This window comes from Mesorhizobium sp. C395A, from assembly GCF_030323205.1.
Taxonomy (GTDB): Bacteria; Pseudomonadota; Alphaproteobacteria; order Rhizobiales; family Rhizobiaceae; genus Mesorhizobium.
Genome location: NZ_CP100473.1, coordinates 2,299,981 through 2,323,921, shown reverse-complemented (window position 1 = coordinate 2,323,921; position 23,941 = coordinate 2,299,981). Strand labels below are relative to the sequence as shown.

At 64.1% G+C, this 23,941-nt stretch carries 24 protein-coding genes; 12 read left to right on the top strand and 12 right to left on the bottom strand.

Annotation, left to right across the window (positions count from 1 at the left end):
• Nucleotides 1-58: 58 nt before the first annotated feature.
• Entirely contained in the window at nt 59-1,123 is a 1,065-nt protein-coding gene (locus NLY37_RS11570) for a glycosyltransferase (protein ID WP_023741550.1), read from the top strand.
• A 45-nt stretch (nt 1,124-1,168) separates the two neighbouring features.
• Here the strand turns inward: NLY37_RS11570 and hmuQ are convergent, their stop codons facing one another.
• From hmuQ to NLY37_RS11550, 4 genes are all read right to left on the bottom strand, one after another.
• Nucleotides 1,169-1,483, bottom strand: coding sequence for a heme-degrading protein HmuQ (hmuQ, locus tag NLY37_RS11565; RefSeq protein WP_023741549.1), 315 nt, complete (start codon nt 1,481-1,483; stop codon nt 1,169-1,171).
• Nucleotides 1,484-1,533: 50 nt separating this feature from the next.
• The gene (locus NLY37_RS11560) at nt 1,534-2,493 is read right to left on the bottom strand and encodes an energy transducer TonB family protein (RefSeq protein WP_023741548.1); all 960 of its coding nucleotides are present in this window, start codon (nt 2,491-2,493) and stop codon (nt 1,534-1,536) included.
• A 127-nt stretch (nt 2,494-2,620) separates the two neighbouring features.
• Nucleotides 2,621-3,055, bottom strand: coding sequence for a hypothetical protein (locus tag NLY37_RS11555; RefSeq protein ID WP_023673858.1), 435 nt, complete (start codon nt 3,053-3,055; stop codon nt 2,621-2,623).
• Nucleotides 3,056-3,060: 5 nt separating this feature from the next.
• Entirely contained in the window at nt 3,061-5,190 is a 2,130-nt protein-coding gene (locus NLY37_RS11550; protein ID WP_031246100.1) for a TonB-dependent hemoglobin/transferrin/lactoferrin family receptor, read from the bottom strand.
• A gap of 273 nt (nt 5,191-5,463) precedes the next feature.
• Here NLY37_RS11550 and hemP point away from each other — a divergent pair, with 273 nt between their 5' ends.
• Genes hemP through NLY37_RS11525 form a run of 5 tightly spaced genes read left to right on the top strand, consistent with a single transcriptional unit; the run spans nt 5,464 to nt 9,564 of the window.
• Nucleotides 5,464-5,670 carry a hemin uptake protein HemP gene (gene hemP, locus NLY37_RS11545; protein ID WP_023741546.1) on the top strand — a complete coding sequence of 69 codons (207 nt, stop codon included), beginning with the start codon at nt 5,464-5,466 and terminating at the stop codon, nt 5,668-5,670.
• Nucleotides 5,671-5,719: 49 nt separating this feature from the next.
• A complete protein-coding gene (locus NLY37_RS11540; protein ID WP_023741545.1) occupies nt 5,720-6,778 on the top strand; it encodes a hemin-degrading factor in 1,059 nt (352 codons plus the stop codon).
• 10 nt (nt 6,779-6,788) lie between these two features.
• A complete protein-coding gene (locus NLY37_RS11535) occupies nt 6,789-7,670 on the top strand; it encodes a heme/hemin ABC transporter substrate-binding protein (protein ID WP_023741544.1) in 882 nt (293 codons plus the stop codon).
• A 4-nt stretch (nt 7,671-7,674) separates the two neighbouring features.
• A complete protein-coding gene (locus NLY37_RS11530; RefSeq protein WP_023741543.1) occupies nt 7,675-8,769 on the top strand; it encodes a FecCD family ABC transporter permease in 1,095 nt (364 codons plus the stop codon).
• Between the two features lie 6 nt (nt 8,770-8,775).
• Entirely contained in the window at nt 8,776-9,564 is a 789-nt protein-coding gene (locus NLY37_RS11525) for a heme ABC transporter ATP-binding protein (RefSeq protein ID WP_023741542.1), read from the top strand.
• A gap of 108 nt (nt 9,565-9,672) precedes the next feature.
• On the opposite strand, the gene rirA is transcribed toward NLY37_RS11525, so the two are convergent.
• Complete coding sequence (rirA, locus tag NLY37_RS11520; protein ID WP_023672640.1) at nt 9,673-10,134, bottom strand: iron-responsive transcriptional regulator RirA; 462 nt, start codon at nt 10,132-10,134, stop codon at nt 9,673-9,675.
• A gap of 295 nt (nt 10,135-10,429) precedes the next feature.
• Here rirA and NLY37_RS11515 point away from each other — a divergent pair, with 295 nt between their 5' ends.
• The 3 genes from NLY37_RS11515 (at nt 10,430) to NLY37_RS11505 (ending at nt 12,911) form a co-directional block, all read left to right on the top strand.
• On the top strand, nt 10,430-11,725 hold the full coding sequence (locus NLY37_RS11515) for a DUF445 domain-containing protein (RefSeq protein ID WP_023741541.1): 1,296 nt from the start codon (nt 10,430-10,432) through the stop codon (nt 11,723-11,725).
• 106 nt (nt 11,726-11,831) lie between these two features.
• On the top strand, nt 11,832-12,254 hold the full coding sequence (locus NLY37_RS11510; protein WP_023672638.1) for a phasin family protein: 423 nt from the start codon (nt 11,832-11,834) through the stop codon (nt 12,252-12,254).
• A 159-nt stretch (nt 12,255-12,413) separates the two neighbouring features.
• A complete protein-coding gene (locus tag NLY37_RS11505; protein ID WP_023681725.1) occupies nt 12,414-12,911 on the top strand; it encodes a MaoC family dehydratase in 498 nt (165 codons plus the stop codon).
• Between the two features lie 15 nt (nt 12,912-12,926).
• On the opposite strand, the gene NLY37_RS11500 is transcribed toward NLY37_RS11505, so the two are convergent.
• Nucleotides 12,927-14,399 carry an MFS transporter gene (locus tag NLY37_RS11500; protein WP_023741540.1) on the bottom strand — a complete coding sequence of 491 codons (1,473 nt, stop codon included), beginning with the start codon at nt 14,397-14,399 and terminating at the stop codon, nt 12,927-12,929.
• 131 nt (nt 14,400-14,530) lie between these two features.
• Here NLY37_RS11500 and NLY37_RS11495 point away from each other — a divergent pair, with 131 nt between their 5' ends.
• Nucleotides 14,531-15,424, top strand: coding sequence for a LysR family transcriptional regulator (locus NLY37_RS11495; protein ID WP_023688168.1), 894 nt, complete (start codon nt 14,531-14,533; stop codon nt 15,422-15,424).
• Between the two features lie 4 nt (nt 15,425-15,428).
• On the opposite strand, the gene NLY37_RS11490 is transcribed toward NLY37_RS11495, so the two are convergent.
• Nucleotides 15,429-16,847, bottom strand: a complete 1,419-nt coding sequence (locus tag NLY37_RS11490; RefSeq protein ID WP_023741539.1) for an aminotransferase-like domain-containing protein — start codon at nt 16,845-16,847, stop codon at nt 15,429-15,431.
• Between the two features lie 106 nt (nt 16,848-16,953).
• Here NLY37_RS11490 and NLY37_RS11485 point away from each other — a divergent pair, with 106 nt between their 5' ends.
• Nucleotides 16,954-17,817, top strand: coding sequence for a DMT family transporter (locus tag NLY37_RS11485; RefSeq protein WP_023741538.1), 864 nt, complete (start codon nt 16,954-16,956; stop codon nt 17,815-17,817).
• A 28-nt stretch (nt 17,818-17,845) separates the two neighbouring features.
• Here the strand turns inward: NLY37_RS11485 and NLY37_RS11480 are convergent, their stop codons facing one another.
• Genes NLY37_RS11480 through NLY37_RS11470 form a run of 3 tightly spaced genes read right to left on the bottom strand, consistent with a single transcriptional unit; the run spans nt 17,846 to nt 20,300 of the window.
• Nucleotides 17,846-18,886, bottom strand: a complete 1,041-nt coding sequence (locus NLY37_RS11480; RefSeq protein ID WP_023741537.1) for a zinc-dependent alcohol dehydrogenase family protein — start codon at nt 18,884-18,886, stop codon at nt 17,846-17,848.
• Between the two features lie 36 nt (nt 18,887-18,922).
• On the bottom strand, nt 18,923-19,573 hold the full coding sequence (gene maiA, locus NLY37_RS11475) for a maleylacetoacetate isomerase (protein ID WP_023672629.1): 651 nt from the start codon (nt 19,571-19,573) through the stop codon (nt 18,923-18,925).
• A 4-nt stretch (nt 19,574-19,577) separates the two neighbouring features.
• A complete protein-coding gene (locus NLY37_RS11470; protein WP_023741536.1) occupies nt 19,578-20,300 on the bottom strand; it encodes a fumarylacetoacetate hydrolase family protein in 723 nt (240 codons plus the stop codon).
• Between the two features lie 209 nt (nt 20,301-20,509).
• Here NLY37_RS11470 and NLY37_RS11465 point away from each other — a divergent pair, with 209 nt between their 5' ends.
• Nucleotides 20,510-21,193 (top strand): response regulator, encoded by a 684-nt coding sequence (locus tag NLY37_RS11465; protein ID WP_023672627.1) that lies wholly within the window; start codon nt 20,510-20,512, stop codon nt 21,191-21,193.
• A gap of 123 nt (nt 21,194-21,316) precedes the next feature.
• Here the strand turns inward: NLY37_RS11465 and NLY37_RS11460 are convergent, their stop codons facing one another.
• Together NLY37_RS11460 and NLY37_RS11455 are read right to left on the bottom strand one after the other, a co-directional pair.
• Complete coding sequence (locus NLY37_RS11460) at nt 21,317-22,660, bottom strand: ATP-binding response regulator (RefSeq protein WP_023741535.1); 1,344 nt, start codon at nt 22,658-22,660, stop codon at nt 21,317-21,319.
• A 3-nt stretch (nt 22,661-22,663) separates the two neighbouring features.
• A complete protein-coding gene (locus NLY37_RS11455) occupies nt 22,664-23,833 on the bottom strand; it encodes an FIST N-terminal domain-containing protein (RefSeq protein ID WP_502882109.1) in 1,170 nt (389 codons plus the stop codon).
• Nucleotides 23,834-23,941 lie beyond the last annotated feature (108 nt).

Sequence of the window (23,941 nt, the reverse complement as noted above, 5' to 3'; positions counted from 1 at the left end):
TCGGGTTGCAAGGGTATGCGCAAGGGACAGAGAGCAACTCGAGCGGGCAGCTGAACAGATGGAAGACACGTCCGGACCGTTTGAGCTGCCGCGCGTGGCGGTGGTCATCACCTGCTTCAACTATCGGCCGTACGTCGAACAGGCGATCCGCTCGGTGCTTGCGCAGACCTACCGGAATTGGGAATGCGTCATCGTCGACGATGCCTCGACGGACGGCTCGGCCGACCATGTCCGACAGCTTCTAAGGGATATAGACGATCCGCGCCTGCGCCTGTTGGCGCGCACGGAGAATGGCGGCCAGACCGCGGGATTCCGCGACGGCTTTGCCGCAACCGACGCGCCCTTCGTCGCGTTTCTCGACGCCGATGACGTGTGGCTGCCAGATTTTCTCCTCGCGCATCTGTCCGCCCATCTCAACACGACGCATTCGGCCGCTCTCTCGAGTTCCGATGTGTTCCTTGTCGATGGCGACGGCACGTTGCTGGGCGGCACCTTCCTTGCCTTGCGCAAACCGCGCTCCGGAGCGGATCGCAGCGGCGTCGCCATCGCGCCCGGTGGCCGGCTTGCCGGCATGGCGCCTGGGATCGCCTACGCATCGGAGCATCCGGTAACCTATTTCGCACCTGCGGTGACGGGCTGGCTGTGGTCGCAATGCTCGGCGATCATGTACCGGCGTGGCGCGCTGGAACCGGTATTGTCCTTCCCGTTCAAGGCCAAGGTCGGGACGGATTATCTGACGGCGACACTCGCGCACCAGGCCGGCGGCAGCCTCATCCTGTCAGAAGGTCTCGGCCTCTATCGCCTGCATGGCTCCAACCTGTCCACCGGAACTGCCTTTGCCGGCGGCAATGTGCGGCAAACGCCTGCATACAGGAGCTACAGGAGCGTGTTGGCGGCGGATGCCGCAGACTATTTGCTGGCGAATTCTGCCTGGCTCAGCGATCTCAACGGGCGCAATTTCATACCTGCATTCCTGACGCAGCATGTGCGCCAGTTCCCGGAGCTGGCCGGTGATCCGCGGTTGGCGCGCTACCTGACACGCGGACAGCCCTGGCGGCGGCTGCGCCTGCACATTGCCCAGTGGCTTCGGCGACTGGGCGGCCGGAATTCAACCGGAACCTGACGGCATCTGCCCGTCGTCAGATCTCGTCGACGGGTGAAATCTCAATCAGGCCCCTTCGACGACCGAAAAGCCTTCGAACTGCGGATGGCCGAGATAATGCACCTTCGAGGTGCCGGTGTTGCGATGGGCGGCGCGAAAATTCTCGGATTTGGTCCAGGCGGCGAAATCCTCATGGCTTGCCCACACCGTGTGCGAGGCAAACAGCGTGTAACCCTCGGCCTCGTTGACCGGGCCGCGCAGCAAGTGGAATTCCCTGAAGCCTTTCATCTCCGAGAGGCTCGAATCGCGGTTCTTCCAGACATCCTCGAAGGCGGTCTCCGAGCCGTTCTGGACCTTGAAGCGGTTCATGGCGATGTACATTGGGCTTCCTCTTGAATTGATGGACGATTTGGCGAAGGTCTACGAGCTGGTTAAAACGGACCGATCCGCGCCCTGAACACCCAACTTGATAATCCGGTCTCAGGTGGAATGGGCGGGAACGGGGCTTGCTGGCGCACCAGTTTCAAAGCGAATTGGTCTAGCTCGGCAGACCCTGAACTTTCGACAAGCTGCAAGTCGCTGACGCTGCCGTCGGCCATGACGACGAAATAGACCCTGGCATTGTTGCGAGCCTTGGCTTGAACCGCCTTCGAAACGTGGCGGTTGGCGCGGACAAGCTTCTTTTGAATTTCACCGCCGTAACGAGATTCCATCGCATTGCCAGCCGCGTCCTGGTTTTTACCCTTGCTGGCAACCGCCGGTGCGTCGCGTTCTTCGCCATCTGCCGCACCGCGGGTATCTCCAGATCCGGCTGGAGGGGTCGGCCGCGGGCTCGGGACTGGTGGTTTGGCAGCAGGCAAATCAACGGCGGGCTCGTCGGCGGGCGGTGCCTCTGAACTTTGCGTTTGAACCCCTGGCGGAGTCGACGTCTCAGCGCTTGGGGCGACAGTTTGATCATTCGGGATGGCGGCCGTCAGTGTATCTGGCGCGGCGGTCGCCTGTTCGGCGGCTTCCGGCGCAGGCTTGGGCGCCGCCGGCTCCTTTACCGGTTGAGGCGCCTCGGTCGGCGGCACGGGTCGAACGGCCTCGGGCTTGGCCGGCTGCGGATCGGTTACCACGGTAACATCGACCGCGTCGGGAGCCTGGCTGTCCAAGGCGCTGCCGACCACCTCGGCGCCCGATTGGTCGGTGCCTTCGGATTGTATCGCGTTACTGGAATCGAATGGCCCTGCGGGTCCGATGAAGAACGCCGCTGCGGCAGCGGCATGGAGCAGGCAGGACGCGACGATCGCCACAGTCCATTTGCGGTCCGCGGCTGCCGGCTGTGCGAGCTCGTCCATCGTTATCGCCGGTTCGTTGCCGGCGTCGGGGAGGGGGGTGATGTCCTGCATGGTTCGCGGCGAGACCTGCCGCGAGCGCGGCGGGATTGTCAAATCAAGATCGGTTGCCGGCCATGACGGCGGAGCTGCGACGGGTCGTGTCGCATTGTCGTGCAGGAAGGCGGGATGCAGGCCCACCTCAGACGCCGAATGCGATACCGGTCTTGGTCTGCGTCTTCAGGCCGCGCATGCAGGCGCCCGGTTCGACGCCGGCGCATTCGGTGGCGCTGTTGATCAGCACGCGGCTGAGTTTGGTGCAGTCGGTGCCGGCGAGGTCGAAGCGGGTCACCTTGGTCTTGCCGGCCGGCAGGTCCTTGAAGTCGAGCACGCTCAGGCGGTCGACAATGCCGGCCTCGTTGAACAGCGCGATTTCGAATGCCGCCTTGGAAAGATCGGCGCCGAGCGCATTGTTGACGACGAAGGTCAGCCGGCAACCCTTTTCGGAGGGCTGCGCGGCATTGAGCTCGAGGCTGAGTTGCGGAGCCGACGCGGACTGAGCCCACGCCGGCATCAAGCCAAGCGACATCGCCAGCGTCGAGGTCAGGAGGCGAAGCGATGCCGTCAAACTTGTCATGGGTGTCAGCCTCCAAAGCGCATGGTTGCGGCCAGCTTCAGCGTGATGCCGGGTTCATAGATGACGGCGGTGGTACCGCCGTTCAGCGGGTTGGTGTATTTGACGTCGAACAAATTGTCGGCGCGGAAGTCCACCTTCAGATTGTCGGTGGCCTGGTAACTGGCGAAGGCGTTGACCAGAGTATAATCCTTGGCCACGGGGTTGCCCTTCGGCTTGCCGTTGTACTGGACCTCGCCGCCGACGGTCAGCTTGTCCTGAAGGAAGCGGAAGCCGAGCTGCCCGGTGACCTGCGAGGACGGGATGGTGGCAAGGTCGGCCCGCTCGCCTTCATCGGAGAAGGTGTGGCCGTTGATGATCGAGGCTGAGAGGCCCGCATAGCCCCAGCCGGCATCGTAGACGCTTTCCAGTTCGAAGCCGTTTATCTCGGCCTGGGCGACGTTCTGGTACTGGAAGCATATTGGGATGCCGGGGCCGAACGGGCAGCCGCTGGTCGGGTCGAATGCCGACAACGTGACGCCTTCGATGTAGTCGTCGACATCGTTGTGGAAGTAGGCGGCCTTGAGCCGGAACGCGTCGCCGGCTTCGACAAGGTCGTTCAGCTTGTAGTTGACGCCGAATTCGGTGGTCTTGCCGGTTTCGGGCCGCAGGTTCGGATTGGGCAGGAACGGGAAGGTGACGCCTGCCGGATGGTTGCCGCTGATCAGCGTTTCGGTCAGCGACGGCGAGCGGTAGCCTTCCGCATAGGTGCCATAGAACTGCAGGCCCGCCAGGCTGGCGCTTTCGAAGGGCGTGACACCAACGGTGATGCGCGGCGACAGACGATCACCTGACGTTTCGTGGGTGCTGTCTTCGAGGCTGTAATTGTCGTAACGCAGCCCGGCAATGACCTCGAGCCAGTCCCAGGTGAGCTTGTCCTGGATGTAGGCGCCCGAAACACTACGCTTGCCCGATGGGGTGTAGAAGCTGTCGCCGCCGGCGGTGCCGCCGGTCTCGACATCGTCACCCACCCAGTCGCCGCCATAGGTCAATTCGTGCGCAACACCGGCTGTTTCGAAGCGCGACGTGTTCCAGATGTCGACGCCGGCCGTGCCAACGTCGAAGGTCGAGGTCGAACCGACGGGCAGCAGCACGGGAAGGCCGGTCGACGGATCGAAGCGGTTCTGCGGGACCAGCGTGGTGAGGTCGAGATTGGTCTTGTTGTAGGAGGCGTTGATGTGGAGGTCGAGCCAGCTCTTGGCGTCGTCAGTGATGTTGTAGCGGGCGGTGAAGGTGTTCGACTTCAGGTCGACGTCGTTGGCCGGCACGCCGCCGCTGGTTTCCGTCCAGCCGTCGCTCGAGCCGACCCAGCCGAGCTTCAATTCGCTGTTCTCGCTCGGGCGGATTGTCGTCTTGAGCAGGCCGCTCAGCACGTCGAAACCGGTACCGGCGACGGTGTCGCCGCTGCCATTCTTGTAGTCGCCGTAGTCGCGGTAGACGATGTTGCCCAGCACATCCAAATCGTCGTTGAATTTGTAGGCGCCGCTGGCGCTGGCGGTCCAGCCCTTGCCGTTGCTTTCATAGCGCCCGGTGACGGAGCCGGCCCAGGTTTCGCCCGGTCTGAGGAAATCCACCGCATCCTTGGTGTCGAAGAAGACGACGCCGCCAATGGCGCCGGAGCCGTAGGTGTTGGCGGTCGGTCCGCGAATGACGTCAACGGATTTGATGAGCTCGGCATCGACATAGAAGGTCGACTGCGTGCCGTGGTCTGAGCGCTGGAAATTCTGCCTGGCACCGTCGACGATGACTGCGACGCGACCGAAATCCTGCAGGCCGCGGATGTTGATGCTGGAGCTGACGCGTCGCGCATCGGCCTGCACGGCGACACCAGGCACACCGAGCAGCATTTCGTTCGGCGTCGTCGCCATGCGGCGGTCGAGCTGTTCCTGGTCAACATGGCTGGCCGAGGCCAGCGATTCGATTGCCGTCTCGCCGGTGCGGCTGATGACGAGGATCTTGTCCAGCAGGGTCGCGCCGGCGGGCGCCGGCTTGGTGTCCTCGGTTTTCCTGGTCTGGTCGGCCTGGTCAGCGGCCGGCTGAGCGCTGGCCGGCGATGTCAGCAGCGCGATCGTCGCTGCCCCCGCAAGCAATGCTGCCATTGCCTTTGCCATAGGCCGATGCACCGGATCGGCGTTCGCCAGACCCAGTCGTCCACAATTTCCCAAGCCCATGCCCCAACTCCAAAATTCCAGGTTCGATGCTGGCTGGCTTGGTGCTCGCTGGCATTTTTCATTCTGTCCGGCGTCTTAAATGTTGACTCATTTTGTCCGGTATTGCACTGACTAATAAACATGATTATTCGAGTCAAGAAATGAATCGGCATTTTTGCAACGCCTAGCCAGTTGCCCGGCACAGGAAAGGGATCGAAAGAGATGAACACCCACAATCCCAACGACTTCCGTTACCGCGTCCGCCGTTCCGAGGAGAGGCCGACCCGCTTCGACCGGGTGCCGCTGGCGGTGCGGACGCTGTCCTCCAACACGCTGTTCCAGGGCGAGCACGAGATCGGCATCGAGCACCATGGCGCGCTCTATCGGCTGAAGATCACCCGCCAGGGCAAGCTCATCCTCAACAAGTGACGAAACAGCCAGGCAGGCCAAAACGCCAGGCAGGACAGGTAAGCAGGACATGGACCAGCGCGTAAAACCCGCCCCGCATGAAATCCGGCGAGCGCGGGCAGACAATCCGAAAGCGCGGGAGCGCGATCTTGCCGCCGAGCTCGGTATTTCCGAAGCCGAACTGGTCGCCGCGCATTGCGGCGACGGTGTCGTGCGCGTCGAGCCTAGGGTCAACGATCTGCTGACCGGCCTCGACGCCGTCGGCGAGGTGATGGCGCTGACCCGCAACGAAAGCGCGGTGCACGAGAAGATCGGCGTCTACGACAAGGTTGTCACAGGCGCGCACAATGCCATGGTGCTGGGCGAAAACATCGACCTGCGTATCTTTCCAAAGGTCTGGGCGCATGGCTTTGCCGTGGAAAAGCGCGACGGTGGCGACATCCGCCGCAGCCTGCAATTCTTCGACGCGGCCGGCGATGCGGTGCACAAGGTGCATCTGCGGCCGGCGTCCAATCTCTATGCCTACCAGAAGCTCGTGGCCGCACTCGAATCGCCGAACCAGGAGGCGACTGTGTCTATCGCAGGCCTGGCCGACGACGACGCGGAGACGTCGGGCATTGCCGCAGACATCGATGATCTGCGCGACCGCTGGAGCCGGCTGACCGACGTGCATCAGTTCTTTGGCATGTTGAAAACGCTGAAGCTTACCCGCCGCCAGGCCGTGCGCACGGTCGGCCAGGACTATGCCTGGCTGCTCGACAATGACGCCATCGGCGCCATGTTCCACCATGCCGCCGCCGACGGCATGCCGATCATGTGTTTTGTCGGAAACGGAGGCTGCATCCAGATCCATTCCGGTCCCGTCAAGTCGATCAGGCCGATGGGGCCGTGGATCAACGTGATGGACGAGACGTTCCACCTGCATCTGCGCACCGACCACATCCAGGAGGTGTGGGCGGTGCGCAAACCGACCAAGGACGGTCATGTCACCTCGCTCGAAGCCTATGGCGCCGACGGCAAGATGATCATCCAGTTCTTCGGCAAGCGCCATGAAGGCGAGGGCGAGCGCGACGACTGGCGGTTCCTTGCCGAGAACTTGCCGCGCATTCCAAGCCCGCCCGCAGCCTGAGGAAACGACGATGATTTCACTGTTCAGGACGCTTGCCGCGGCCATGGGCCTGTCGCTGTTTATTGCCGCCCCAGTGCCGGCCAGCGAGAACGTGGCCGTGTTTGCCGACACGTCGCGGATCGTGGCGATCGGCGGTTCGATCACCGAGATCATCTACGCGCTTGGCGAGGAAGGTCATCTCGTCGCCCGCGATTCGACCAGCCGCTACCCCGCCGCCGCGGTCGCGCTGCCCGACGTCGGCTATATGCGCCAGCTGTCGCCGGAAGGCGTGTTGTCGGTCAATCCTTCGGGCATTCTGGCGCTGCATGGCAGTGGGCCGAAGGAAGCGGTCGATGTGCTGAAAAAGTCGAGCGTTCCGTTCATCGACGTGCCCGAGCACTACAGCCATGACGGCATCCTGGAAAAGATCCGCATCGTCGGCAAGGCGCTCGGTGTCGACGCCAAGGCCGAGACGCTGATAGCCGAGACCGATGCCAAGCTGAAGGCGGCCGAGAAGCAGACGGCGTCGATCAAGCAGCGCAAGCGCATCCTGTTCGTGCTGTCGATCCAGGGCGGCAAGATCCTGGCCGCCGGCACCGACACCGCCGGCGACGGCATCATCAAGCTCGCCGGTGCGGTCAACGCCGTCGAAGGTTTTTCCGGCTACAAGCAGATGTCCGACGAGGCCATCGTAACCGCCAGGCCGGACGTGATCCTGGCCATGAAGAATGCCGGCCCGCCGATTGCGGAGGCCGAGCTGTTCGCCATCCCGTCGATCACCTCGACGCCGGCGGGTGAAGGCCGCAAACTGATCCTGATGGATGGCAGCTATCTGCTCGGCTTCGGGCCGCGCACCTCCGATGCCATCCACGATCTGGCCGCCTCGCTCTATGGCAGCCAGGTCACGGACTGAGCCGATGGTGGATCAGTCGATCGCCGGCGCGGCGGGCAAGATGGCCGAGGGCGATCGTTCCGGGCGCGCGCGCCTGGTTATTTTGCTCCTGTGCGTAGCCCTTGCCCTTTCGCTGTTCCTGTCTGTGAGGTCGGGCGCTTCCGATGCATCGGCCGTCGATGTCATTCGTGACTGGCTAACCGGCGCCGTGCCGGCCGACGCCGCGCTTGGCGCCCGCGACCGGCTGATCGTCTACGACATCCGCATGCCGCGCGTGCTGCTCGGCGTGCTGATCGGTGCGGCGCTGGCCGTATCGGGCGCGGTCATGCAGGGCCTGTTTCGCAATCCGCTCGCCGATCCCGGCCTGATCGGCGTTTCAGCCGGTTCCAGCCTCGGCGCCGTCGCCGTCATCGTGCTCGGCACAACATGGCTGGCGCCGCTCACTCTGGCGCTCGGCAGTTTGGCCTTGCCGTTGGCCGCCTTTTGCGGTGGCCTTGCGGTGACGCTGGTACTCTACCGTGTCGCCACGCGGCAGGGACAGACCTCGGTCGCCACCATGCTGCTTGCCGGCATTGCGCTGGCAGCCCTTGCCATGGCGCTGACCGGTATCCTGATTTTCATGGCCGACGACCGGCAGTTGCGCGACCTGACCTTCTGGCAGCTGGGCTCGCTTGGCGGCGCGACCTGGCCGAAGATCGCTTCCGTCGGGCCGATCATCGTGCTGCCGCTTGCGGCAATGCCGTTCCTGGCCAAAGGCCTCAACGCCCTGGCGCTCGGCGAGGCGACGGCCGGACATCTCGGCATCCCGGTACAGCGGCTGAAATACACCGCGATCGTCGGCGTCTCGGCAGCGGTCGGCGCCTCTGTCGCAGTCAGCGGAGGCATCGGTTTTGTCGGCATCGTCGTGCCGCATCTGCTGCGGCTGCTGATCGGTCCGGACAATCGCTATCTCTTGCCGGCTTCGGCGCTGCTCGGCGCCTCGATGCTGCTGATTGCCGATGCCGTCGCCCGCGTCATCGTGGCGCCGGCCGAACTGCCGATCGGCATCGTCACGGCGATCGCCGGCGCACCGTTCTTCCTCTGGATCCTGCTGCGCAAGCGCGGCGTAATCGACTTGTGAGGCGGCATGATCGAAGCACGCGATGTCTCGGTGGCGATGGGCGGCAAACGCATCGTCGCTAATGTCGATTTTGTCGCACGGCCGGGCGAGATCGCCGCCATCGTCGGACCGAACGGCTCGGGCAAGACGACTTTCTTGAAGGCGTTGTCGGGCGATCTGGCGTTTGCGGGGACAGTGGCTGTCAACGGGCGCGATCTCACGGCGATGAAGCCGGTGGAGGCCGCCACCGTGCGTGCCGTGCTGCCGCAGGCCGAGACGCTGTCCTTTCCCTTCACCGTGCACGAAGTGGTCAGGCTCGGCCTTATCGGCGGCCGTTCCGGCGTTCTGCCGGGCGAAGATGATCGTCTGCCCGAGCGGGCGCTGGCGCGGGTCGACCTCGACGGCTTTGCCGGCCGGTTCTATCAGGAGCTTTCGGGCGGCGAACAACAGCGTGTGCAGCTGGCGCGCGTGCTGTGCCAGGTCTGGGCGCCGGTGCTGGACGGCAAGCCGCGCTATCTCTATCTCGACGAGCCGGTCTCCAGCCTCGATATCAAGCACCAGCTGATCATCATGAACATCGCCCGCGATTTCGCCCGGCGCGGCGGCGGTGTGATCGCCGTCCTGCACGACCTCAATCTGACGGCCATGTATGCCGACCGGATTTTCGTGATGCATCGCGGCCGGCTCGCCGCCGACGGTTCACCGCAGGAGGTGCTGAGCGACGATCTGATCGAAAAGGTGTTCGATTGTCGGCTAAGGGTCGGTGTGTTGCCGGCGGCGAACATGCCGTTCGTCTTGCCGCAGTCAGCCGCCTAAAAGCGCGTCGCGTTTGAACGGACTCAGGCGACGCGCTTTAGGTCTTTGTCTTTATGCATGTCGTTGTCTCAAAACCGGGGCCACTTTTGAGCGACATGCACTAGAAACTCAGGCGGCCGGAGCTCGCTGGACCAGCATGTCGATGCCGAGCAAATGACGCACATTCGGGCGCGCCGCCACCATATCGGCGATAGTGTAACGGGAAAGCACGGCAAAGAAGGCGTTGAGCGCCTCGCGCAGCGCCGAATTCAGCTGGCAGCTGTCGACCAGCGGGCATTCGGCGGCGTCGTTTTCGAAGCACTCGGCCATGGCGAAGCTCTCTTCGGTCACCCGTACGACGTCGAACAGGCTGATCTGCTCGGCGGGGCGGCCGATCCTCACGCCGCCATTCCTGCCGCGCACCGTCTCGACCAGGCCATGCTCGACCAGCGGCTGCAGGATCTTGAACAGGAAAAGCTCCGACACCGAATAGGCGGCCGCAATCTCGGGGATGCGGCTCAGGCGATCGTTGTTGGCGGCGCAATACATCAGGATGCGCATGGCGTAGTTGGTCTGGCGCGTCAGCCGCATTTAATTCCTCACCCGAGTGCTGGCGCGCTGGAACTGCACCAGATTTTAGATTGTGCTGGTGCGGCTTTCTCACCCGGAGTTTCGAATTCGCCCACACTGGCCTGATCGGAATATGGCCTATACCTTGGAACAATTCCAGACTGGGATTGCATGATAGATGAACATTCTTGTCAACTTTGCGTGCGAAACCGGCAATTCCCGAACGAAATCGGCCCATCCGATCATGCTACGGGCCCAAACACCCCCTAAATAGCCCATGCCAGATAGCCAAGAGATCGATGAGGAGCGGCGTATCATGTCCCAATCGGCTTCGTCCCTGGCGCCTGGCGGTTTTGATGCCGAGACGGGCGCCAAGCTTTTCGCGTTGCGGCGGACAAAGTTCCTCGCCACGGCTGCGCTGGTGCTTTGCGTCGTGGTTTTTGCCGTGGCCAAATCGTCCGAGGCCAAGTATCCGTGGCTGGGCTTCGTGGCGGCCTTCGCCGAGGCGGCGACCATTGGCGGCCTGGCCGACTGGTACGCGGTGGTGGCGCTGTTCAAGCGGCCGCTGGGCCTGCCGATCCCGCACACCGCCATCATCCCAGCGAACCAGAACCGCATCGCCGATAATCTGGGCCGCTTCATCGAGGTCAATTTTCTGGCGCCGGAGCCGGTGCGGGAAAAGCTGGCCGAGGTCGATTTTGCAGCACTCGTCGCCGACTGGCTGACTGACGCCGAACGCTCTGCCGGCCTGTCACGCTTCGTCGTACGGCTGGTCCCGCAGACGCTTGCGGCGATCGAGCAATCCGGCCTGCGCGGCTTCGTCACCAGCCGCATGCTGGAGCAGATCGACAAGGTGCCGCTGGCGCCGCTCGCGGCCGAATTGCTGTCGGCACTGACCGACGACCGCCGCCACCAGAAACTCTTCGACGAATTCACCAGGGTGATCGGCCGGTTCCTGAACGATGAAGAGGCGCTGGCGACCATGCGCGAGAAAATCCGCGAGGAATTGCCGTCGCTGTTCAACCTGTTCAGAGCCGACGCCTATCTGCTGAAGAAGATCGTCGCTTCCGCCGGTTCGCTGCTTGACGAGGTGCGGGCCGACCCCGACCATCCGATGCGCGCCGAATTCGACCGTTTCGCGCACAGCTTCATCGAGCGGCTCAGAACCTCGAAGCAATACGCCAAACGGGCCGAGAAGCTGAAGCGCGATTTCCTGGCGCGGCCGGAAGTGAAGTCGCTCGCCGGCGACATGTGGCAGAGCCTCAGCGTGTTCATCGAACAGGACGCCAAGGCGGAGAATTCGATTGTTCGCGCGCATCTCGCCAACATGTTCGTCGAGGTCGGCCGCCATCTCTCAGGCGATCCGCAGATCAGGGCCGACATGAACCAGGGCTTTGTCGTGGCGCTGTCGTCATTCGTCGAGAGCCAGAAGAGCGGTGTGTCGACGTTCATCGCCGACCAGGTCAAGCGCTGGGACCTTGCCCAGCTGACGAGGCTGATCGAGATGAACATCGGCAGGGACCTGCAATATATCCGCTTCAATGGCATGATTATTGGCGGCCTGGCCGGTCTCGTGCTCTACACGGCGGAGAGGCTGTTTCTCGCTGGCTGATGCTGCATTGCCGCTGAATTGCTTGGGCGTCCGAATGGACACACGGCGCGCGAGTGCTATTGTCCAGAACAGGGTTCAGCATTTGCGACACTGGGGAGCACGAGCAATGGCCAAACAACCCGACTCCGATTCGTTCCTTGACATGTTCAGCCGGTTCGGCCGTGACCTGAAGGTGCCGAATGTCGAGGCGATCCTCGCGCATCACCGCAAGAACCTCGAGGCGCTGGAAAGATCCGCGCGGGCGGGAGCTGCCGGCGCGACCTCATTGTTGTCCAGACAGCGCGAGATGCTGCAGGACACGCTGCGTGAAGTCAGCGACATGGCGCAGAGCTACAAGGCGCCGGGCAATCCCCAGGAACTGATGACAAAACAGGCGGAGTTCGCCAGGAAATCCTTCGAAGCCGCCCTGAAAAATGCCGGCGAAGTGGCCGAGCTGGTCAAGAAATCCGGCACCGAATCGATCGAAATCCTGCGCAGCCGCATCAAGGAAGCGATGGAGGAAATCCGCTCGGGCTATGACAAGAAGTGACTCTCAACGCAACCATGAGAGGAGTGGCCGGTTGCGGCGCATGAGCATGGACGAGGGACGCTGTTTGGCGGAAAATGGCGGAACGGAATCGCAACGGGCGAATTGACAGGAGCCGTCCGTTCGTGGTCCGAGGCACTGGGAGCCACCGGGAAAGCAGGAATGACGGAACTACGGCCGAAAACGCCGCCGACCTTCGAGCAGTTAAGGGCGATGGCCGGGCAGGAGCTCGGCGTGTCGGAATGGACGACCGTCGACCAGAACCGCATCAACCAGTTTGCCGAATGCACAGGCGACCATCAGTGGATCCACGTCGATCCGGAGCGGGCGAAGCGGCAGAGCCCATTTCGCACCACGATCGCGCATGGCTATCTGACGCTGTCGATCATCGGCGCGCTGGCGCTGGGCATGGGCATCGTCCCCGAAAACACGCAAGCCGCCTTCAATTACGGCTTCGACAAGGTGCGGTTCCTGGCGCCCGTCAGGGTCGGCGCACGCATCCGGCTGCGCACGACGCTGTTGTCGGTGGAGGACAAGGGGCCGGGCCAGTATCTGATGAAGGCCGCCAATACGGTCGAGATCGAGGGCGAACAGAGGCCGGCGCTGACCGCCGAAACGCTGGTCATGCTTTATGAGCGGCGCAAGCGGGCGGGAGCGTAAGCTCCCTATCTTCGGTCATGATGGCTGTTGCCGCACCGATAGCCTGCCGCCGGCGCGGGTCGAGAGCAGTGCCAGCAACAGCGCAGCCACCGCCAGGACCGTTGCCGTCTGAAAGGTAACCTGCATGCCGCGCGCGGCTGCCGCTGAGGTCAGCATGTCCTGGCTTTGCCGTTCTCCCGTCGAGGCAGCCGCAAAAATGGCGCCCATAAGCGATGCGCCGGTGATCAGGCCGAGATTGCGCGACAGATTGAGCAGGCCGGACACCACGCCGCGCTCGCCGGCAGCGACACCGCTCATGACGGCGGCATTGTTGGATGTCTGGAACAGGGCGTACCCGAAGCAGGTGACGGCGATCGGCACGATATAGCTGGCAATGCCGAGTTTTGTTGCGGCGAGCGACAACAATGAGGTTCCGACGGCAAGACTGAACAGTCCGACGACCATCATCCTGTGCGCGCCGAAGCGATCGGTGAGGCGGCCGGCGACGAGCGCCGAGAGCGCGGAGACCAGCGGACCTGTCGACAGGACCACGCCGACCATCGCAGCATCGAGCCCCAGCGCTCGCGACAGATAGAATGGAGCGACCACCAGGGTCGCCATCATCACTGTGGCGACAACGAGGTTCGTGGCGAGGCTGGCGCTGAGCCGGATGTCGTACAACCGGGCAAGCCGGATCAAGGGATTCTTCGCCCTCTTCTGCGCGACGCCGAACAGAACGACGCCGATGCCGGCGGCAACCAGCAGGCCGGTGTTGAGGGCGCCGAAATGGCCGCGGCCGAGCGTCATGGCCAATGCATAGGCGGCCAGCGTCAGGGCCAGCAAGACCGTCCCGATCGCATCGAAGCTGTTTTGAGCTGCTTCCGCAGTCTTGTCGCGGGCAGGCAGGGCCAGCGAGGCGAGGGCAAAGGTCAGGAGGCCGAGCGGCACATTGACGAGGAAGATCGCCCGCCAGCCGAAGCCGGCGATCAGCAAGCCGCCGAGCGAGGGTCCGAGCGTCGTGCGGATCGCCGACATGGCGCCGAGCAGGCCCATGGCGCTGCCGGTTCTCTCCTTGGTCACGGTCTCCGCGACAAAGGCCAGCGTCAACGCCATCATCAGCGCGGCACCCAGCCCTTGCACGGCGCGCGCCGCAATCAGCAGCCAGAGCGTCGGCGCCAGGCCGCAGAGCACCGAAGCCAGTGTGAACAGCGCGATGCCGCCGAGCAGCAACGGCCGGCGGCCGAGCATATCGGCCAGCCGACCGGCGCTGACGATCAGGGCCGTGATGGCGAGCAGATAGGCGAGAACCACCCATTGCACGGACTGGAACGGCGCACCGAACGCCTGCATGAGGGAAGGCAGTCCGACGCTGGCAATGCTGGTTCCAAGCGACGACAGCAGCGTGGCGAGCGACAGGCTGGCCAATGCCAAGACAGGAGAGTGGGCCAGGCCTGCGGACCGGGTGTTGTGCGGCGCCGATGCGCACTCGTTCTGCTCGGCAATTGCCATGGCGATTTCCTCCTTGTCAGTCCCGCAACCGGACCTGTCGGAGATCTAGTCGTCAGGATGGAATGGCGGAAGGCGCATCATTTGCATCTTATTCGTGCACCAAACGCCATGGCATGTGCTACAATCCGCCGATGGCATCGCCAGATCTCAATCTGCTGTTCGCTCTCGACGTCCTGCTGACCGAAGGTAGCGTGGCTCGCGCGGCAACCCGGCTGCGGCTCAGCCCTTCGGCGATGAGCCGCACGCTGGCGCGGCTGCGGGAAGCGACCGGCGATCCGCTGCTGGTCCGCGCCGGCCGCGGCCTGGTCCCGACGCCGCGCGCGGAGGCATTGCGGCAGCAGGCCGGCCGTGTCGTCCACGATGCGGAAACGCTATTGCGTCCCGCCAGGCTGCTCGATCTGGCAAAGCTGAACCAGATCTTCACGCTGCGCACCAATGAAGGGTTCGTCGAGGAATTCGGGCCGCGTCTTGTCGCCCGCATCCAGGCCGAGGCGCCGGGCGCGCGGCTGCGCTTTAGGCCCAAATCCGACAAGGATGTCGCCTCGCTGCGCGACGCGGACATCGACCTCGAAATCGGCGTTGCCGGCGAGGCCGGACCTGAAGTGCTGATACAGGCGCTGTTTCGCGACCGCTTCGTCGGTGCTGTGCGAGCCGGCCACCCTTTGAGTGAAGGCGCGGTAACGCCTGAACGCTACGCGGCCGGCCGCCACATCAGCGTTTCACGGCGGGGTCGGGAAAGAGGGCCGATCGATCAGACTTTGGCGCTGCTCGGCCTGCAGCGAACCGTGGCGTGCATGGTCTCCGGCTTTTCGGCTGCACTCTCCATGGCGCGCGCTTCGGACCTTATTGCCAGCGTGCCCGAACGGCACACGCAAGGCGCACGCGCCGGCATGGTCAGCTTTCTGCTGCCGGTCGCCACGGTCGAGGTCACCATCTCGATGCTCTGGCATCCACGGCTCGATGCCGATCCGGCGCAACGCTGGCTGCGAGATTGCGTTCGGGAGGTCTGCGCGGCCTCCCGCTGAGCCCTCAGCGCGCCATTGCCCCCTTGAGCACCCTGAAAATCCGCTCGTCCTGGCACTGGGCAACGTTGAAGCGCAGGAAGCGGCTGGCGGTTCCCGACAGGCTGAATGCGTTGCCGGGCGCCAATACGATGTTGTCGGCCAGCGCGCGGCGGGCGATTTCGGCTGCGTCCACGCCATCGGGCAGGCCGCACCACAGGAACAGTCCGGCGGGCTGGTCGATCCAGGGCGCGATGCCGATCGCCTTCAGGCGCGCGCTCGTCTCGCCCATGGCGCGGGAAAGGCGCGCGCGCAGCAGATCCATGTGCTTGCGGTAGCTGCCATCCCTAAGCAGCGTCAGCACCAGTTCGGCCGCCAGCCTGCCCCCGCCGAAGGTGGTGGCGATCTTGAGGTCGGTGAGCTGTTCGATCCAGTCGCGCGGTGCCGCGATGAAGCCGCAGCGCACCGAGGCCGACAGCGTCTTGGAGAAGCTGCCGATATGGACGACGCGGTTGAGGCCGTCGAACGCCGCCAGCCGAGGCGCTGGGCTGTGCTCGAAATCGGCGAAGATATCGTCCTCGATGATGGTCAGGTCCGACTGGTCGGCGAGTTTCAGCAGCCGGTGCGCGGTGACCGGCGACAGGATCGCGCCGGTCGGGTTGTGGATGGCGGAATTGGTGATGTAGAGGCGCGGCCTGTGCTCGGCGAGCGCCTGCGCGAACATCTCGATGTCCGGCCCCGATGGCGTGTAGGGCACGCTGACGACCTTGGCGCGGTGGGCGCGCAGCAGTGCGTGGAAATTGAAATAGCAGGGGTCGTCGACCAGCACGGTATCGCCGGGTTCGATCAGGAAGCGGCACAGAAGATCGATGGCCTGCGTGCCCGATTCGGTCAGCATGATCTGTTCGGGCGAGACCTCGATGCCGTGGCCGGCCATGCGCCGCGCGAGCAATTGCCTGAGCGGCGGCAGGCCGAGCGGCGTGCCGTAATCGGCTAGGTCGACATCGTCGGCGCGCGCCACGGTGCGCAGCGCCCGGCGCAAGGCCGATTGCGGCATCCACGAGGCCGGCATCCAGCCGCAGCCTGGTTTCAGCATCTCGTCGCCGGCTTCCAGCGACTGGCGCGAGACCCACAGCGGATCGATGGCGCGATCGAGCCGGGGTCCAATCTCGGCCAGCGACAGTGGCGCCAGCGATCCGGCGGCATAAAAACCCGAACCCGGCCGGGAGCGAATCGCGCCTTCGGCGGCAAGCCGTTCATAAGCTTCGACGACGGTGGATTTCGACACCCGCATGGCCTTGGCGAAGGCGCGGATCGAAGGCAGCCGCGCGCCCGGCGTCAGGCTGCGCGCCGATATCCGCTGGCGGATGGTCGCCATGACAGTTTCCACAAGCGTGGTCGCGACAGGAGGGTGCGCATTGCCGGTTTCCGAAATGAGTTCGGTCATCTGTATTGCTCTGATAGCCATTACATTTTTGCGGAATTGTACTGCATTGTCTCTGGCTGCACCATAGGCACTTGCCCAATAGAGGGCGAAAGCAATGGAGCCTGGAATGGACAAGACCGCGAGCGGCTGGATGAACGGATTCATCGGCGTGTTGATCTTCTCAGGCTCGCTTCCGGCGACGCGCGTGGCCGTGGCCGATTTCGATCCGATATTCCTGACCTCGGCCCGCGCCGCGATTGCCGGACTGCTCGGTCTCGCCATGCTGATGCTTTTTCGGCAGAAGCGCCCGGAGCGCAGCGATTTTCTGTCGCTGGTCATCGTGGCGCTTGGCGTGGTTGTCGGCTTTCCCTTGCTGACAGCGCTGGCGCTTAAGCACGTCACCTCCGCCCACTCCATCATCTTCGTCGGCCTGCTGCCGCTGGCCACCGCGATCTTCGGCGTGCTGCGCGGTGGCGAGCGTCCGCGCCCGGCCTTCTGGCTGTTCTCCTGCATCGGCAGCGCGCTTGTCGGCGGTTTTGCCTTCTCCCAAGGCGTAACAGCATCACCGATCGGCGACGGCTTGATGCTGGCTGCCATCATCGTCTGCGGGCTGGGCTATGCCGAGGGGGCGGCATTGTCGCGCAGGCTGGGCGGCTGGCAGGTGATCTGCTGGGCGCTGGCGATCTCGCTGCCGATCATGCTGGTGCTGACCTTTGCGACGCTGCCGTCGTCCTTCGCCGGCGTCGGCTCCGGCGCCTGGGCGGGTCTCGCCTATGTCTCGCTGTTCAGCATGCTGATCGGCTTCGTGTTCTGGTACCGCGGCCTCGCCCAAGGCGGCATCGCTGCCGTCGGGCAGTTGCAGCTACTGCAGCCCTTTTTCGGCCTGGCGCTGGCAGCGACGCTGCTGCACGAACAGGTCAGCCCGCTGATGATTGTCGTCACGCTCGGCGTGGTGGCCTGCGTGTTCGGGGCGAAGAAATTTGCGCGCTAGGAGTTTGGTGGTGGAGGGCGACTCCGCCCTAGAACTTCGTCACCACCCCAATGCCAATCCCCTCGAACCCGCCCATCGCCATCAGCGCCGCAGGCGCCTCATCAAGGCTGATCTTCTTGCCGACCAGCAGTTCGGGCTTGAGCTTGCCGGTGCGGATCATCTCCATCATGGCGGGGTAGCGGTAGGCCTGCATGCCGTGGCTGCCGAGGATTTCGAGCTCGAAGGCGATCACCTTGTCCATCGGCACTTGCGGGCGGGCATGTTCGCCCAGCATCAGGCCGACCTGCACGTGGCGGCCGCGCCGGCGCAGATTGGCAATCGAGTTGAAGGATGTCGTGGGGTGGCCGAGCGCGTCCATCGACATATGCGCGCCGCCATTGGTGATTTGCTTGACCGCCTTGACCACGTTCGGCGTGGTCGCGGCGTTGATGGTCGCCACGGCGCCGATCTTTTTGGCGAAGTCCAGTTTCTCGTCGGTGAGGTCGATGGCGATGACATTGGCGCCCATGGAACTGGCGATCATGATCGCCGACAGGCCGACGCCGCCGCAGCCATGCACCGCCACCCATTCCCCCGGCGTCACCCGGCCCTGGTCGACAATGGCGCGAAACGAGGTGACGAAGCGGCAGCCGAGGCTGGCGGCGGTGGCGAACTCCATCTCCTCGGGCAGGCGTACGAGATTGGTGTCGGCATGCTCGATGGCGACATATTCGGCAAACGATCCCCAGGCGGTGAAACCCGGCTGCGTCTGGTGCTCGCAGACCTGATGATTGCCCGAATTGCATTCGAAACAGCGGCCGCAGCCGACGCAAAACGGCACGGTGACGTGTTCGCCAGCCTTCCAGCGGGTCACCTGCTTGCCGACGGCGACGACGATGCCGGCCAGTTCATGGCCCGGCACATGCGGCAGTGTGATGCCATCGTCATGGCCCATCCAGCCATGCCAGTCGCTGCGGCAGAGCCCGGTCGCCTCGACCTTGATGACGACGCCGTCGGCAGCCGGTTTCGGATCCGGCACGGTCAGGATTCTCGGCGTCTCACCGAATTTTTCGAAGACGACGGCTTTCATCGGCAACTCCCCGTGCTCTGCTCCGGCATTGTGAGCCTATTCGGCATCTATCTGATTCTCCGGCGCCGCCTTCTGAAAGGCCGGCAGCGCCATGCAGGCGGCGTGGATGCGCGAGATCTCGGGGTAGGGTGTCAGGTCGACGCCGAAGCGGGCGTTGCTGGCGATCTGGGCGACCAGGCAGATGTCGGCGAGGCCCGGTGCGTCGCCATGGCAAAATGTGCCGGTCTCATCCGATGAAGCCAGAATCTTTTCAAGCGGCTGGAACCCTTCGTTCACCCAGTGGCGAAACCAGTGGATGACATCCTGGTCGCCGGCGCCGAACAAAGTGCGCAGCGAGGTCAGCACGCGCAGATTGTTCACCGGGTGGATGTCGCAGGCGATCATCTGCGCCAGCATTCGCACGCGCGCCCGGCCGAGCGCGTCCTTCGGCAGCAGCGACGGTTCGGGGTGGGTCTCGTCGAGATATTCGATGATTGCCAGCGACTGCGTCAAAAGCGTGCCGTCGCCCAGGATCAGCGCCGGCACCAGCCCCTGCGGATTGACCGCGCGATAGGCCGGCTCCAGATGGTCGCCATGCCGCAGATGATGCGGCACGTAGTCGTAGCCCAGCCCCTTCATCTCGAGCGCGATGCGCACGCGGTAGGAGGTGGAGGAGCGGTAGTAGTTGTGGAGGACGAGGTCGCTCATTGGATCACGGTTTGTCGGTGGAATTTTGGCCGATCGAATCTTGGCCGACAGTGATCTCGATGGTGCCGATGCCGTCGACACCGCCGGTCATCGTCTGACCCGGCGCCACCGCGCCGACGCCGGCCGGCGTGCCGGTGAAGATCAGGTCGCCCGGTTGTAGTACAACCGCACTGCTGCAGATCGAAACGATATCGGCGATCGGCCAGATCAGTTCGGCGAGGTCGCCCTCCTGTTTCACCGTGCCGTCGACGGCGAGCCAAATGCGGCCCTTTTGCGTGTGGCCGGATTTGGCGGCTGATACCAACGGGCCGCAGGGCGCCGATCGGTCGAAGGCCTTCGACCAGTCCCAGGGCCGCGCCGCTTTCTTGGCCTCGTCCTGCAGGTCGCGGCGGGTGAGGTCGATGCCGACGCCGTAGCCCCAGACATGCTCGAGGGCTTCAGCGCGGGGGATGCGGAAGCCGGCCTTGCCGATCGCCGCCACCAGCTCGATCTCATGGTGCAGGTTTTTGGTCAAAGGCGGGTAGGGGACCGTGGTGCCGCTATCGACCACCGCATCGGCCGGCTTGGTGAAGAAGAAGGGCGGGTCGCGCTCGTCATTGCCGAGTTCGCGGGCGTGCGCGGCGTAGTTGCGGCCGACGCAGAAGATGCGGCGCACCGCAAAGCGCTCGGCAGAGCCTTGTATGGCGACCGATGGTGTTGCGGGCAAGGGAAGGACGAAGTCTGTCATGCGGGGTCTCTGCCTGGGTTGTTGCCGGCACATTCGACCGATTTGGACGGCCGGGCAAGGCGTCAGCGCCAGCAAAAGCATCGGCTGCGCCTTGATTGTCGGATAAAGTCGGCTTCGCCTCCGGGGGTTAAGATGGCGATAGACTATTTGCCAATAAGCTGGCCATACCAGCGGGAGTATCGTGCCCACGGAGAACTGAAACGAACACCATGACCGCAATCAACGATCGCGCCCGGTTTCTGATCATCGACGACCATCCGCTGTTTCGCGAGGCGCTGCACAGCGCCGTGCAGATGGCCTATCCGGAAGTCGACACCGTGGAGGCGCGCTCGATCGCCGAGGCGCTCGATCTCCTGGGTGGGATAAAACCGTTCGATCTGGCGCTGCTCGATCTCAACATGCCCGATGTCCATGGCTTCGATGGGCTGCTGCAGCTCAGGACCCGCCATCCCCGGCTGCCGGTGGTCGTCGTCTCGGGCTATGAGGAGCCGAAGATCATCTCCGAGGCGCTTTCCTATGGTGCAGCCGGCTTCATCCCGAAATCGGCGCGCAAGAGCGATCTTGCGGCCGCAATCCGCTCGGTGATGGAGGGCGCGATCTATGTGCCGGAGACATATGAGGGACAGCCGCCCGACGCCGACAGCGCCGACCGCGCCGATATGGTGCAGCGGCTGGCCAAACTGACGCCGCAGCAGCTGCGCGTGCTGCAGATGCTGCGCCAGGGCCTGCTCAACAAGCAGATCGCCTACGAGCTGCAGGTCGGCGAGACCACGGTGAAGGCGCACGTCTCGGAGATCCTGCGCAAACTAAACGTCTACAGCCGCACGCAAGCGGTGATCGAGGTGTCGAAGCTGGACAATGCGGAGTTGTTCAGGGATCAGGCGGGGTTTTGATCTTTACCCTCCCCCTTGTGGGGAGGGTCGATCCGCGAAGCGGAGCGGGGTGGGGGAGCTTGGCGCTACACCCCGCCCCGGCGCTGCGCGCCGACCCTCCCCATCGAGGGGAGGGTATGGGGCTCAAGCCAGCAAATGCGCCAGCAGCGCCCTTAGCTGCGCCGGTTTCAGCGGCTTGCGCATCAGTTCGATGCCGGCGGCGCGGGCGGCTTTGGCGACGGCCTCCGATCCGTCGGCGGTGACAATCAACGCCGGCACGGCGCGGCCGAGATAATCGCGCACTTCGGCTATTGTTGCGGTGCCGAGGTCGCCGTCGTCGAGATGCTGGTCGGCAATGACGATGTCGGGCACCCAGTCGGTGTCGCCAAGCAGGCTGACCGCAGCCTCGGTCGAGGTCGCGGCGCGCACCAGGCACTGCCAGCGCTCGAGCAGGAACGTCATTGCCTGCAGCACGTCGGCGTCGTTTTCGACCAGCAGCACCTTGGTGCCGAACAGGCCGTAGCCGCGCGGCCGCTCCATTTCGGCAAGGCTGGCGATGGCGTCGGCGCTGGCGCCGATGCCGACCGGCACGTCGATGTGGAAGATGGTGCCGCGCCCAACCCTCGAGGAGAACGTCACGGGATGACCGAGCGCGGCGGCCATGCGCCGCACGATGGCAAGGCCCAGGCCCAGCCCGCCGCCGGAGATTCCGGTGTCGGCTGGAATGGCGGAGCCGCGATGGAACTCCTCGAACACCGCCTCGCGCTGGTCGTCGGGAATGCCGCAGCCGGTGTCGGCGACATCGATGCGGATGCTATCGCCGCGATGCCTTGTGCCGACAAGCACGCCGCCCGAAGGGGTATAGCGCAGCGCATTGGACAGGATGTTTTGCAGGATGCGGCGCAAGAGCGTGCGGTCCGAACGCACCACGGCGCTGACCGGGCGGAACTTCAGCGCCAGCCCCTTCATCTCGGCCACGGGCAGGAAATCCGATCGCAGCGAGGAAAACAGCGTCTCCAGATTGACATCGCCGATGTCGGGCTGGACCACGCCGGCATCGAGCTTGGAAATGTCGAGCAGCGTGCGCAACAGGTCTTCCATGGTCTCCAGCGAGCGCTCGACCTGACGGACAAGTTTCTTGCCCTCGTCGCTGGTCTGCACTTCGGCCAGCGCCGAGACGGAGAGGTGGGCGGCGTTCAGCGGCTGCAGCACGTCATGGCTGGCGGCGGCCAGGAACCTGGTCTTGGACAGGTTTGCCAGTTCGGCGTTTTCCTTGGCGGCGCTGAGGTCGATGTTCGACTGTTCCAGCCGGCGCAAGGTCGAGTGCAGTTCCTCGGTGCGCATGCGCACGCGGTTTTCCAGTGAAATTGCGGTCTGGAACAGCGAGAAGGCGTTGCCCTGCTGGTCCATCGAGCGCTCGACGCGGCTGACCAGAGCGGCGTTGATCTTCTTCAGCCTGTCGACGTCGTTGATGTCCCTTAGCGGCATGCGCTATTCCGCCGCCTGGCGTTCGCCGAAGGCGATGCCGGTGAAGGTTTGGTTCAGATGCATCGAACGGTACTGTTCGCCATAGGTGCCGAAGCCGATGACATTGTTGACCCGGTAGAGCTCCGAAATGTCGCGGAACACCTGGCGGTTGCGGGCGTCGAGCCGGCGCAGCACGCAATCGAAGCCGAGGATCATGTCGATGCCGCCGAGCCGTTGCTCGACGTCGCGCAGTGCGGCGCGCGTGGATTCCACCATGTCCTTGGGCTGGGCGATGGACAGCACGACGCCGTCGTCTATGGCGCAAAAGAAAGACAGGGAACCGTCGGCATGCATCTTCTGGATCGAGCGGCAGTAATATTCGCCGCCCACTTTCACCACCACCGGGTGCGAGGCGAAGCTCATCGGCGTCAGGTTCTGCGCAACGATGCCGACCGAGGCTGCATATTCCTCAGCCGCGTTGGTGGCGTTGAATTCGCGCACGGTGCGGTGGTCCGGATCGGATGCCGTCACCACCAGCTTCTCGTCGGTTGGGATGAAATTGTCGGTCTTGAAGACATGGAACGGGATCTCGGTGGCGATCAGCACAATGATGGCGCTGTCGGACGCAACCTTGCCGTTCGAAATCAGCCTGGTGGTTTCGAATTTCAAATCGTCGCCCGCCGAACCGCCGATCAGCGGGATGTCGTCCAGCCCCCAATGGATGGCCGAGGTTACAGCTTCCTCGGCAAAGGACAGGCCGTCGATGAAGCAGAGCGCGAAGGTGCTTTTGGCATGGCAACTGCCGGTGCGTCCGCGCAGCAGGCGCCGCAAGCCCTCGACTTCATCAGTGATCCTGTCCATTCCCGACGAGGAGAGATTGTCGACCATGGTGCTGACCGCCGAAAACGACGCGGAGGGAAAGAGCAGCGCCAGCACATGGCCTTCCTCCAGGCCCTGGGGGGTGATCTCGCCGGCGGTCGAGCAGGCGGCGTAGGCCAGCGTCGGTGCGTGGGTCTTCAGCCCTTGCGAAAGGACGCTCGCGTCAAACAAGCTCTGGGAGAAGAACAGCAGGGCAAAGCCGGCATCGATGGCTGCGGCCTCGACAGCGACCGCCAGGGCGAATGCATCGGCGTCGGGCTCGTCGGTGGTGAGCGCCGACAGACCGGATGCATAGCTCGTCCGTGAACTGGCCAGAGGCTTCCTCCCGATATCCTCCGACGCTTCCTGCGCGCGCCCGTTTTATGTCTCTCGGCGAGCTGGCGTCGAGGGCATTGTTGCCCCCTATTCGCTCTTTGGCAATGG